The sequence below is a fragment of the Clostridium tertium genome (genome assembly GCF_017873245.1).
In the GTDB taxonomy this organism is placed as follows: Bacteria; Bacillota; Clostridia; order Clostridiales; family Clostridiaceae; genus Clostridium; species Clostridium tertium.
The window spans coordinates 90,511-103,151 of the sequence record NZ_JAGGJY010000013.1 but is presented as its reverse complement, the minus strand read 5'-3'; the positions used below and the strand labels follow the sequence as shown (position 1 = coordinate 103,151).

The window sequence follows — 12,641 nt, the reverse complement described above, 5'->3', positions numbered from 1 at the left end:
AATCACTAAAAATAGCTATATTTACCACTAAAGCTGTAGAAATTATCTACAGCTTTTTATTTTTAAATTTTAAATTACAATTAACAAAAATAGTAATATAATAGTAAATGAAGTTTATTTAATTATTATAAGAAAATATTAGTATAAGATTTGGATAAGAAACAATAAAATGAGGAAAAATAATAAAAATTCTCGAAGAAAGGGGGATATATATGAATAATAAAATAAAAGAATATCTATTAATATTGCTAGGGGTGTTTTTGGTTGCACTATCTTTAGAATATTTCTTTATACCTAATAATATTGCTGCAGGGGGGTTAACAGGACTTGCAATAGTAATAAATTATTATATACCGGCTATATCAACTGGACCTTTAGTATTTATTATGGACTTGGTGTTGTTTGTTGTTGGATTTATTTTTCTTGGGAAAAATTTTGGGGTTAAGACTATAGTTTCAAGTTTTAGCTTAGCTGGAATGATGACTATAATTGAAAATTTCTTTAATCCTCAGGCTATAACAAATGATTTAATGTTAGCTTCAATATTTGGAACCTTTATTACAGCTGTAGGTATGGCAATAGTATTTAATGCAAATGCATCGACTGGAGGTACAGATACAATAGCAAAAATACTAAATAAATTTTTTCATATTGATATAGGTAAGTCTTTATTAGCTGTAGATTTTATAGTAACCTTATTAGGGGCTATTACTTTTGGTATAAACATAGGGCTGTATGGACTGCTTTCAGTAATAATTAACGGAATTGCTATAGATAAGGTAATAGAAGGATTCCATGCATGTAAGGAAGTAACAATTATAAGTAGTAAACATGACGAAATAGCAAAATTTATAATGAATGACTTAGAAAGAGGATGCACATATTTAAAAGGTATTGGTGGTTTTACAGGAAAAGATACTTGTGTTTTATATGCAGTCTTAGGAAGAAGTGAATTTATAAAGTTAAAGCAATATATAGGAAAAGTAGATGAAAAAGCATTTATAACAGTTGGTGAAGTTCATGAGGTTATGGGAGAAGGTTTTAAAAATATACAATAATAGTTAAGGATGGGACTATTTATTAGAAGGAGAATAAAAGGACATATGAAAAAGTTAAAAGAATATATTTTATCTACAATAGGAGTAGCAATAGTTGCCTTCGGATTAGAGTATTTTTTCTTTCCACTTGATATAGCAGCAGGAGGAGTTTCAGGATTAGCTCTAGCTATAAATCAGTTAATAGATATTAATCCAAGTGTATTAGTTTTTATATTTAATTTTATCTTGTTTGCTCTTGCATTTTTTTTAATCGGTGGGTCTTTTGGAGCAAAGAGTATATATGCTACTATAATGATGTCAGTAATAATGTGGATTTTTGAATCGTTTTTTGAACCAAAGGCAATTACAGATAATTTATTTTTAGCATGTGTATTTGGTTCAGCCGTATTAGCTTTAGGTACAGCTATCACGTTTTATCAAGATGCTTCAACAGGTGGAACTAGTATAATTGCTAAAATTATTAATAAATATTTTCATTTGCCAATAGGTCAAGGATTACTATTAGCTGATTGTACAGTAACTTTATTGGCTATTTACTCATTTGGGATAGAAAAAGGGTTATTTGGACTTTTAAGTGCGACTTTAATAGGAATTTTAGTTGATAAATTTATTGCAGGATTAAATCCAGTTAAGCAAGTATTTATAATTACAAATAAGGAAAAATTAGTTGTAGACTTTATAAATAATGATATTGATAGAGGATGTACAATATTAACTGGAAAAGGTGGATATACAAAAGAAGATATGACAATAGTGTATACTGTATTAACATCAAAACAATTTATAACTCTAAAGCAATTTATAAAAAATAAAAATCCAGAAGCGTTCTTAACAGTAAGTGAATCGACAGAGGCTTTAGGTAAAGGCTTTGCAGATTATTAAGAAATAATGAAATTTTTGCAGAAAACTGAATAAATATAGATTTTCTTAGTTGTAAAAGCATAAAAAAAGTTTTTCCTTAGACTTTGTTATGCTATAATAACGCTATGGGTTTAACAACTTTAAAAAAAATACGCTTATGCGAGGTGTTGTGAAATGATAGAATTTAAGAATGTATCTAAGCTGTATGATAATAATGTTAAGGCTTTAGCAGATGTAAATATAAATATAGAGTCAGGTGAATTTGTATTTTTAGTTGGACCTTCAGGAGCTGGGAAATCAACTTTTATTAAGATGTTAATTAAAGAAACTGATCCAACAGTTGGGGATATAACAGTTGCAGGAAAAAAACTTTCAGCAATAACAAGAAGACAAATACCTTATTATAGAAGAAAAATAGGTATGGTTTTTCAGGACTTTAGACTAATACCTACATTAAATGTATATGAAAATGTTGCTTTTGCGATGAGAGTTGTAGAAGCTTCTCAGAAGGAAATTAGAAAAAGAGTTCCTATGGTATTATCTTTGGTTGGACTTTCTCATAAGTACAAGATGTTCCCAAATGAATTATCAGGAGGAGAGCAACAAAGAGTTGCATTAGCAAGGGCAATAGTTAATAATCCATCAGTTTTAATATGTGATGAACCAACGGGGAATTTAGATCCAGAAACAGCTAAGGAAATAATGGATTTATTAGAGGATATAAACAGAGCAGGTACAACTATATTAATGGCGACTCATGCTAAGGACATAGTTGATAATATGAAGAAGAGAGTTATTGCTATAGAGAAAGGATGTATAGCAAGAGATACTAAGAGGGGGATGTACGAAAATGAAGATTAATACATTAAAGTACTTTTTTATAGACGCCTTAAAAAGTCTTAAAAGAAACAGAACATTAAGTATGGCAGCAATGATTACTGTACTAATAACATTCTTTATATTTGGTACATTTACTTTATTAGGGTTAAACTTTAATAAGGCAATAGAAGATGTTGCGTCAAAAGTAGAAATTAAAGTTTTCTTAAAAGATGATATAAAGTTATTAGATCAAAGAGAAATAGAGATGAAATTAAATGAACAAGAAGGAGCTAAAGAAGTAATATACGAATCAAGGGAAGAAGCCTTTGTAAACTTCAAAGAAAGTTTAAAGGATAATCCAGGATTATTACAAGGATATGATTTACAAAACAATCCGCTTCCAAGTTCATTTATAGTAAAATTAGAAGATCCGGAATATGCAAATGCTATTAGTAATGCTGTTAAAGATATGAGCGGTGTAGAAAATATATCAAATCAGCAAGATATGATAAATACTATAAGTAAGTTTGTCGGTGGCGTTAGAATAGCTGGCTTAATATTATTTGCTGTATTTACAGGGGTATCTATATTCTTAATAACTAATACAACAAAAATAACAGTATATACAAGAAGAAAAGAAGTTGGAATAATGAAGTTTGTAGGAGCTACTGACTGGTTTATAAGATGGCCATTTATAATTGAAGGGATGATAATCGGTACAGTAGGTTCATTACTTGCAAGCTTATTACTATTTGGATTATATAAATGGGCTTATGGCTACATAGTATCAAATATGTTCCTAGTTACATTAGTTGTTCCAGGATTTGTACTTGGAACATTAACTTGGATATTCCTTTTGGGTGGAATAATAGTTGGAGCTATAGGAAGTATAGTTGCACTAAGAAAATTCTTAGATGTATAAAATATTAAATAAAAAGAGAGAATAATTGATATGTTTTAAGTGGAGTTTATCTCCACTTAAAACATATTTAAAGAAATCTAGTAGTATAGATAATGTATATATAATCTAGGAGAGTTTTATGAAAGGAAGTATTAAGATATGGAGGATAACAATAGTAAAAGTAGAAGAAGAAATAATAAGTTTAAAAAACCATTAATTATAGTGGGGATAGTTATAGTGTTTTTATTTTCAAATATAATGTTTTTCTACATGGGAAATATATTTGCATTTAATGGATTAAGTTTAAAGAATGTAAGCGAGGATGTTGCAAAAGATTTAAATGATATCAAAGATGTGAAGAAATACGATTTGTTATTTCAAGTAAGGGATGCATTGCTTGCAAAATATGATGGAGAAATAGATGATAATATCCTTTTAGAATCTGCAATTAAAGGAATGACGCAGTCACTAAAAGATCCATATACTGTATTTATGAATGCGAGTGAATACAAGTCATTTGTAGAGCAAAGTGAAGGGCATTTTGTAGGAATAGGGGCTCAGCTTGGAATTAAAGATGATAAAGTAACAGTTGTAGCGCCTATAGAGGGTTCACCAGCAGAAGAAGCAGGGTTAAAAAGCGGAGACGTTATATTAAAGGTTGATGGTACAGATATAACAGAGCCAAATGTAGAAAAAACAGTATCTATGATAAAAGGTGAGCAAGGAAAACCAGTAACATTAACTATTGCTAGAGCAAACTCAAAAGAAATTGATATAACAATAGTTAGAGACGTGATTAAGGTAGTTTCAGTTAGAGGCGAAATAATAGATGGAAATATAGGATATATACAAATATCTTCTTTTGATGAAGATGTAGCAAAGAACTTTAAAGAAAAGATAGTTGAATTAAAAAATAAAGGTATGAAGGGAATGATTCTGGATTTAAGAGGAAATCCAGGTGGTTTCTTAGGCGAAGCAGTTAATGTAGCTTCACAATTTATACCAAAAGGAGAGGTAGTAACTTATACTGTAGATAAATATGGCAATAAACAAGAATCAAAATCTATAGGTGGAGAAGCAGAAGGGATGCCTTTAGTAATATTAATAGATGGAGGAAGTGCATCAGCATCAGAAGTAGTTACTGGAGCACTAAGAGATTATGGTGCGGGAACTATAATTGGAACAACAAGTTTTGGTAAGGGTGTAGTTCAACAATTAATAGAATTTAAAGATGGAAATGGTGGATTAAAAGTAACAACTTCAAAGTATTATACGCCTAATGGAGAAAATATACACAAAATTGGAATAAAGCCTGATGTTGAAGTGACGATTCCTGAAGAAATTTTATCAAAAGAATATGATAGAAGTATAGATCCACAATTTAATAAAGCAGTAGAGGCGATGAAAGATAAGTTAAAATAGGAGGCTCACAGATGGAGTTAATACTATATACATTGAGAACAGTAGCATATGCCATAATTGAGCCAATGCACATATTGATGCTAGTAGTTTTAGGAATAATGTTCTACTTAAAGAATAAAAGAATAACAATAATGCAGAAGATGACTATTGGGGAGAGTATTAACTCCCCTTTAGAACTTACTTTATCACAGATTTCTTTAGGAATAATAGGTGGGGTTATAGTAAGTTTAATGATGAGTAGTTTAGGAATCATATTTAATGAGAATTCTGGAATAGAAATAATGTTTATGATATCAATTTTATTACTATTTATAAAAAAGAGATTTATATGTTTTTCTTATTCTGGGGCAGTTTTGGGAATGATAAGTATTTTGTCAGGTATTTTATCTAATATAACTAATACTGAATCATATATTAATGTAAACATATTATCACTTATGACGTTCGTTGGAATTATGCATGTAGTTGAAGGAGTTCTAGTGATTTTTGATGGTGGTAGAGGAGCTATACCCGTATTTTCTAATAGGAACGATAAAATAGTAGGTGGATTTGCATATAATAGATATTGGGCTTTACCAGTAGCTATATTTATAGCTTTTTCAGGAAGTATTTCAAGCGTTACGACATCAGTTGTTGATACCCCTAATTGGTGGCCAATAATAAATAGAGCAGAAACATTATTGATATTAAGTACTGCTATAATAGGTGCAATACCATTATATGGAGTTATAGGGTATAACTCTGTATCATTTACTAAAGATAAGATTAAAAAGCCTATTTATTCAGGAGTTGGAATATTAATTTATGGAGTTTTACTAACATTGATAGCACAAGTTTCACAGTTTGGTGTAGTTGGACAAATTGTTGTTATAGCTTTTGCACCATTAGGACATGAAATAATGATTAGAATTCAAAATAAAATTGAGGAAGCTGGAAAATATATTTATGTAACTGATAATGATGGAGTTTCTGTATTAGAAGTTTCACCAACATCACCTGCATATGAAGCGGGGATAAGACGAGGAGATAAAATAATAGAAGTTAACAATGTAAAAACTGTTTCAGAAGTAGAAATATTTAAAATAGTTAGGGATAGTATTGAAGAAATTTCGGTTAAAATTAGAAGGATTTCCGGGGAAATGCTCGATTTAACTATAATACCAAAGAATAAAAGGTTAGGATTACTTCTTGTACCCAAAATGGTTAAAGTGGATGATGCATTAAGTGTAGATAATGATGACTTTAAAAAAGTATTAGAGCAAATGAAGAGAAAGCGATAAGCTTTCTTTTTATTTCTATAATTATTTTTAAATTAATGGAATATAGAATTTAAAATTTAAAAATGTAATTATTTAAGATGTTGAAATTCTAAGTTTTAGTGATAAATAAAGAGTTTAGGAACATCTATTTTTATTGTTAATACTTTATTTAATAAAAAGATTATTATTAATTGTATAAGGCAAGTATAAAGGATAAAATATAAACATAATAAATAAAATTTATGGGGGTGAAAAAATGCCACAATTTAAGATTGAATCAAAATTTAAGCCAACTGGAGATCAGCCACAAGCTATTGAGAGCTTAGTAAATTCAATAGAAAGAGGAGATAAAGGTCAAACTTTATTAGGAGTAACTGGATCTGGTAAAACATATACGATGGCTAATATAATAGAGAGAGTTCAAAAACCAACAATTATTTTAGCTCACAATAAAACATTAGCAGCTCAATTATGTTCTGAGTTTAAAGAGTTTTTTCCTAATAATATTGTAGAATACTTTGTTTCATACTACGATTACTATCAGCCTGAAGCGTATGTACCACAAACGGATACATTTATAGAAAAAGATGCATCTATAAATGATGAAATTGATAAACTTAGGCATTCTGCTACATCGGCTTTATTGGAAAGAAGAGATGTAATAATAGTTGCATCTGTATCTTGTATATACGGTTTAGGTAATCCGGAAGAATACAAAAAGTTAACTATTTCTTTAAGGACAGGAATGGAAAAAGAGAGAGATGAGATAATTAGAAAGCTTATAGAGATACAATATGAAAGAAATGACATAGATTTTGCAAGGGGAAGCTTTAGAGTTAGGGGAGATTCTTTAGATATAATTCCTGCCTCTTCATCAAATAAAGGAATTAGAGTGGAGTTCTTTGGAGATGAAATTGAAAGAATTAGAGAGTTTGATGTTTTAACTGGAAATATACTAGGAGAAAGAAATCATGTATCTATTTCTCCAGCATCTCACTTTGCTACTTCTCCAGAAGTTTTAGAAAAAGCTATAAAAAGTATTGAAGATGAATTAGAAGATAGATTAAGAGAACTTAATAGTCAGGAGAAGTTATTAGAGGCTCAAAGATTGAGACAAAGAACTAATTATGATATAGAGATGATTAGAGAAATGGGATATTGTAGTGGAATAGAAAACTATTCTAGAATATTAGATGGTAGAGATCCAGGAACTCCACCTCAAACATTACTTGATTATTTTCCAGATGACTATTTAATGTTTATAGATGAAAGTCATGTTACTTTACCACAATGTAGAGCAATGTATGCAGGTGATAGATCAAGGAAAGATACGTTGGTGGAATATGGATTTAGATTACCGTGTGCATATGATAATAGACCATTAAAGTTTCCAGAATTTGAAGGAAAAATGAATCAAGTAGTTTTTGTAAGTGCGACTCCAAGTCAATATGAAATAGATCATTCAACAAATATAGCTGAACAAGTTATAAGACCAACAGGATTGATTGATCCGGTTATAGAAATAAGACCAGTGCAAGGTCAAATAGATGATTTATATGCAGAAATTAAGAAAACTACAGAGAAAGGCTTTAGGACTCTTATAACAACGCTAACTAAAAGAATGGCAGAAGATTTAACTAAATACTTGAAAGACCTAGGTATTAAAACTACATATATGCATTCAGATATAGAAACAATAGAAAGAATGAAAATTATAAGAGATTTGAGACTTGGAGAATTTGATGTATTAGTTGGAATTAACCTTTTAAGAGAGGGATTAGATATCCCAGAAGTTGCATTAGTAGCAATATTAGATGCTGATAAAGAAGGCTTCTTACGTTCAGAGACTTCATTAATTCAAACTATAGGAAGAGCAGCAAGAAACTCTGAAAGTAAAGTAATAATGTATGCGGATAATATTACTAAGTCAATGAATAAAGCTATAAAGGAAACTGAACGAAGAAGAGAAATTCAAATTAAGTATAATGAGGAGCATGGAATTACTCCTCAAACTATAATTAAAGAAGTAAGGGAAGTTATTGAAGCTACAAAAGTAGCAGAAGAAAAAGTTGAATATAAGGTTGAAGGTGCTAAGAAAGTTTCGGAAAAGGATAAGAAGAAATTAATCAAGAAATATACTGAAGAGATGATGGAAGCAGCTAAAAACTTACAATTTGAAAGAGCTGCAGAATTACGTGACATAATTAATGATTTGAAAAGTAAGTAATTAGGTGATAATGTGATGAATTTATTAGAAAACTGTAAGTTATGTCCTAGAAATTGCGGTGTAAATAGGATAAACGGCAAAAGAGGGTTTTGTGGAGCTGGAGATAGAATAAGGGTAGCAAGAGCTGCCCTTCATTATTGGGAAGAACCATGTATATCTGGAGATATTGGTTCTGGAACAGTATTTTTCTCTCATTGCACATTAAAGTGTGTATTTTGTCAAAATTACAATATAAGCCAATGTGAATGGGGAAAAGAAATAACTGTAGAACGGTTAGCAGAAATATTTATAGAGTTGCAAAATAAAGGAGCCTTGAATATAAATTTAGTTACTCCAACTCATTATGTTCCTCAAATAATCGAAGCTATTGTTATATCTAGAAAAAACGGACTAAAACTCCCTATAATTTATAATAGTAGTGGATATGAAAAAGTAGAAACTATAAAGTTGTTAAAAGGATATATAGATGTATACTTACCAGATATGAAATACTTTGATACAAAATATTCAAGTAAATACTCTAAGGCTAAGGATTACTTTAATTATGCTAAGGATGCGATTAATGAAATGGTAAGTCAAGTTGGTGAAGTTGAGTTTGATGAAAAAGGAATAATACAAAAAGGAGTAATAATAAGACATCTTATGTTACCAGGATTATTATTCGATTCCAAAAAGATAATAGAGCACATTCATAATATATATGGAAATAAAGTTTATATTAGTATTATGAATCAGTATACACCACTTGAAAATGTAAAAACTTATCCAGAATTAAATAAACCATTAAATCAAAAGCACTATGATACAATGATAGATTATGCATTGAGTATTGGGGTGGAAAATGGATTTATACAAGAAGAAGGAACCGATAAGGAAAGTTTTATCCCATTATTTAATTTTGAAGGAGTTTAGAAAAGGGCATTAAGCCCTTTTTGATTTTATATTTTAAATTTTAATATTAAATTTTAATGAAAGAATGAAAAAGTTAACGATGTTTTGCTAAGAGAAACTTAAAATTAAATTGGTAAGGATATAAAAGTAGGGTATTTACAGTAATAAGTAAAGTTAGTCAAAGTATTTATAAATATTTATTATATAATTGACAATAATTATAATAAAATTTAGAATATAATAAAGAACATTTGTTCGAGATTAATTTTAGAAAAGAAATGAAACACTAATGTTATAAAATAAGAAGGGGCAAATTAGTATGAAAGATAAAATTATTATAAGAGGTGCAAAAGTACATAATTTAAAAAATGTATCATTGGAAATTCCAAGAGATAAATTAGTTGTATTTACTGGTTTATCTGGATCAGGAAAGTCTTCTTTAGCATTTGATACTTTATATGCAGAGGGACAAAGAAGATATGTAGAATCATTATCATCATATGCAAGACAGTTTTTAGGACAGATGGATAAGCCTGATGTAGAGTATATAGAAGGTTTATCTCCTGCGATATCTATAGATCAAAAAACTACAAGCAAAAATCCACGATCAACGGTTGGAACTATAACTGAAATATATGATTATTTAAGATTATTATATTCAAGAATAGGAAAACCATATTGTCCAAAATGTAAAATTCCAATAGAACAGCAATCTGTTGATCAAATTGTGGATAGTGTAATGTCTATTGGGGATAAAACTAAAGTTCAAGTTTTAGCTCCTATGATAAGAGGAAAAAAGGGACTTCATGAAAAGGTGCTAGATAACATTAAGAGAAGTGGATTTGTTAGAGCAAGAATTGATGGGTCTATATATGAATTAGCCGAAGAAGAAGTTACATTAGATAAGAATAAAAAACATAATATAGAAGCAGTTGTTGATAGAGTTATTATTAAAGATGGTATAGAAGGAAGATTAACAGATTCCATCGAGACAGCATTAAAATTAGCAGATGGTTTAGTAATTATAAATGTAATAGATGGAGAGGATATATTATTTAGCGAAAATTTTGCATGTCCAGAATGCGGAATGAGTATAGATGAATTAGCACCTAGATTGTTTTCATTCAACTCACCTTTTGGAAAATGTGATTACTGTGATGGATTAGGAACTTTAATAGAATTAGATGAAGATTTAATAATTCCTAATAAGGACTTAAGTATATTAGAAGGTGCTATTGCTACATGGGGAGAAGGTAGATTGAAAGAAGATTCTTGGACTTATGCAATATTAAAAGCATTAAGTGAAGAGTATGATTTAGACTTAAGTAGACCGGTAAAGGAACTTAGTAGAAAAGAATTGGATTTATTACTATACGGAACTAATGGGAAGAAAATGAAAGTCATTTATACTAAGGATGGTGTTAAGTCACAATATTCATATGCATATGATGGTGAAATAAATTCTTTAAAAAGGAGATATAGAGATACTAACTCTGATATTATAAAGACTGAAATTGAACAATATATGAGTAATAATAAATGCCCTAAGTGCAAAGGGGCAAGGTTAAAAAATGAAGCACTAGCAGTTAGAGTTGGTGATAAAAATATTTATGAATTCACAACATTATCGATAAAAGAAGAGTTTGAATATATTAATTCTTTGATTTTATCTGAAAAAGATCAAATAATAAGTGATCAAATAATTAAAGAAATTAAAAACAGACTTAAATTTTTAATTGATGTAGGGTTAGATTATTTAGACTTAGCAAGAAATTCTGGCACATTATCTGGTGGAGAAGCTCAAAGAATAAGACTTGCAACACAAATAGGTTCGGCTCTTATGGGAGTACTGTATATTTTAGATGAACCAAGTATAGGACTACATCAAAGAGATAATGATAGATTGATAAGTACACTGAAGAACTTAAGAGATATAGGTAATACTGTAATAGTAGTTGAACATGATGAAGATACTATAAGAGAAGCAGATTTTGTAGTAGACATAGGACCAAGGGCAGGAGAACATGGAGGAGAAATAATTGCAGCGGGTACTGTTGAAGATATAAAAAAGTGTAAAAATTCACTAACAGGTCAATACTTAATAGGGGAAAAGAAAATTGAAATTCCAAGAGAGAGAAGAGTAGGAAATGGAAATTTCATAACTATTAAGGGGGCTAAAGAAAATAATTTAAAAAATGTAAATGTAAAAATTCCTTTAGGAACATTAACTATGGTAACTGGAGTATCAGGTTCTGGAAAAAGTACATTAGTTAATGAAATATTATATAAGGGATTAAATAGGTTAGTTAATAGAAGTAAAACTCCTGTAGGAAATCATAGAGAAATAATTGGATATGAAAATATTGATAAAATAATAGATATAGATCAAAGCCCAATAGGAAGAACTCCAAGATCAAATCCTGCTACTTATACAGGTGTTTTCGATATAATAAGAGAACTATTTTCTACTACTCCAGAAGCTAAAATGAGAGGATATAAACCAGGAAGATTTAGCTTTAATGTAAAAGGTGGTAGATGTGAAGCGTGTGCAGGAGATGGAATAATAAGAATAGAAATGCAATTTTTATCTGATGTATATGTTCCTTGTGAAGTATGTAAGGGTAAAAGATATAATAGAGAAACTTTAGAGGTTAAGTATAAGGGAAAATCAATAGATGATGTACTTAATATGACTGTTGAGGAAGCTTTAAAGTTCTTTGAAAATCTTCCAAGAATAAAGAATAAGTTAGAAACATTAAATGATGTTGGACTTGGATATATAAGACTAGGGCAGCCTTCAACTCAATTATCAGGAGGAGAAGCTCAAAGAATAAAGTTAGCATTTGAACTTTCAAAGAGAAGTACAGGTAAAACATTATATATTTTAGATGAACCAACAACAGGACTTCATATAGATGATGTAAGTAAACTTGTTGAAATACTTCAAAGGCTTGTTGAAGCAGGAAATACAGTAGTAGTTATAGAACATAATTTGGATTTAATAAAGTGCGCAGATCATATAATAGATTTAGGTCCAGAAGGCGGAGATAAAGGTGGAAGTATAGTTGCAACAGGAACTCCAGAACAAATAAGTGAAGTAAATAATTCATATACTGGGAAATATCTTAAAAACATGTTAAGATAAGTTAAGTATACTTGTTATTTTTAACTAGAAGTTTTAATATATAATGGTAATAAAATAC

At 29.5% G+C, this 12,641-nt stretch carries 9 protein-coding genes; all 9 read left to right on the top strand.

The features are described from left to right. Positions 1-212 precede the first annotated feature (212 nt). The 9 genes from J2Z25_RS14130 to uvrA all read left to right on the top strand — a co-directional run bounded on the left by J2Z25_RS14130 (position 213) and on the right by uvrA (position 12,583). Positions 213-1,058, top strand: coding sequence for a YitT family protein (locus tag J2Z25_RS14130; protein ID WP_008676250.1), 846 nt, complete (start codon positions 213-215; stop codon positions 1,056-1,058). A 45-nt stretch (positions 1,059-1,103) separates the two neighbouring features. Then, on the top strand, positions 1,104-1,940 hold the full coding sequence (locus J2Z25_RS14125; protein WP_008676253.1) for a YitT family protein: 837 nt from the start codon (positions 1,104-1,106) through the stop codon (positions 1,938-1,940). A 153-nt stretch (positions 1,941-2,093) separates the two neighbouring features. After that, the gene (gene ftsE / locus J2Z25_RS14120) at positions 2,094-2,780 is read left to right on the top strand and encodes a cell division ATP-binding protein FtsE (RefSeq protein ID WP_209741056.1); all 687 of its coding nucleotides are present in this window, start codon (positions 2,094-2,096) and stop codon (positions 2,778-2,780) included. Beyond that, positions 2,770-3,660 (top strand): permease-like cell division protein FtsX, encoded by an 891-nt coding sequence (gene ftsX, locus J2Z25_RS14115; RefSeq protein WP_209741055.1) that lies wholly within the window; start codon positions 2,770-2,772, stop codon positions 3,658-3,660. The genes ftsE and ftsX overlap by 11 nt, the downstream gene beginning before the upstream one ends. A gap of 138 nt (positions 3,661-3,798) precedes the next feature. Further along, the gene (locus tag J2Z25_RS14110) at positions 3,799-5,061 is read left to right on the top strand and encodes a S41 family peptidase (RefSeq protein ID WP_008676257.1); all 1,263 of its coding nucleotides are present in this window, start codon (positions 3,799-3,801) and stop codon (positions 5,059-5,061) included. Positions 5,062-5,072: 11 nt separating this feature from the next. Further along, complete coding sequence (locus tag J2Z25_RS14105) at positions 5,073-6,341, top strand: PDZ domain-containing protein (protein ID WP_099346682.1); 1,269 nt, start codon at positions 5,073-5,075, stop codon at positions 6,339-6,341. 235 nt (positions 6,342-6,576) lie between these two features. Beyond that, a complete protein-coding gene (gene uvrB / locus J2Z25_RS14100) occupies positions 6,577-8,547 on the top strand; it encodes an excinuclease ABC subunit UvrB (protein ID WP_209741054.1) in 1,971 nt (656 codons plus the stop codon). Positions 8,548-8,562: 15 nt separating this feature from the next. Then, positions 8,563-9,459, top strand: coding sequence for a radical SAM protein (locus J2Z25_RS14095; RefSeq protein WP_209741053.1), 897 nt, complete (start codon positions 8,563-8,565; stop codon positions 9,457-9,459). A gap of 298 nt (positions 9,460-9,757) precedes the next feature. Then, positions 9,758-12,583 carry an excinuclease ABC subunit UvrA gene (uvrA, locus tag J2Z25_RS14090; RefSeq protein WP_209741052.1) on the top strand — a complete coding sequence of 942 codons (2,826 nt, stop codon included), beginning with the start codon at positions 9,758-9,760 and terminating at the stop codon, positions 12,581-12,583. Positions 12,584-12,641 lie beyond the last annotated feature (58 nt).

What these genes read in the sequence shown, in the direction of transcription:
- uvrB (WP_209741054.1), top strand. Translation starts at nt 6,577, where the DNA reads ATGCCACAATTTAAGATTGAATCAAAATTTAAGCCAACTGGAGATCAG.
- uvrA (WP_209741052.1), top strand. Translation starts at nt 9,758, where the DNA reads ATGAAAGATAAAATTATTATAAGAGGTGCAAAAGTACATAATTTAAAA.
- J2Z25_RS14125 (WP_008676253.1), top strand. Translation starts at nt 1,104, where the DNA reads ATGAAAAAGTTAAAAGAATATATTTTATCTACAATAGGAGTAGCAATA.
- ftsX (WP_209741055.1), top strand. Translation starts at nt 2,770, where the DNA reads ATGAAGATTAATACATTAAAGTACTTTTTTATAGACGCCTTAAAAAGT.
- J2Z25_RS14130 (WP_008676250.1), top strand. Translation starts at nt 213, where the DNA reads ATGAATAATAAAATAAAAGAATATCTATTAATATTGCTAGGGGTGTTT.
- J2Z25_RS14095 (WP_209741053.1), top strand. Translation starts at nt 8,563, where the DNA reads ATGAATTTATTAGAAAACTGTAAGTTATGTCCTAGAAATTGCGGTGTA.
- ftsE (WP_209741056.1), top strand. Translation starts at nt 2,094, where the DNA reads ATGATAGAATTTAAGAATGTATCTAAGCTGTATGATAATAATGTTAAG.
- J2Z25_RS14110 (WP_008676257.1), top strand. Translation starts at nt 3,799, where the DNA reads ATGGAGGATAACAATAGTAAAAGTAGAAGAAGAAATAATAAGTTTAAA.
- J2Z25_RS14105 (WP_099346682.1), top strand. Translation starts at nt 5,073, where the DNA reads ATGGAGTTAATACTATATACATTGAGAACAGTAGCATATGCCATAATT.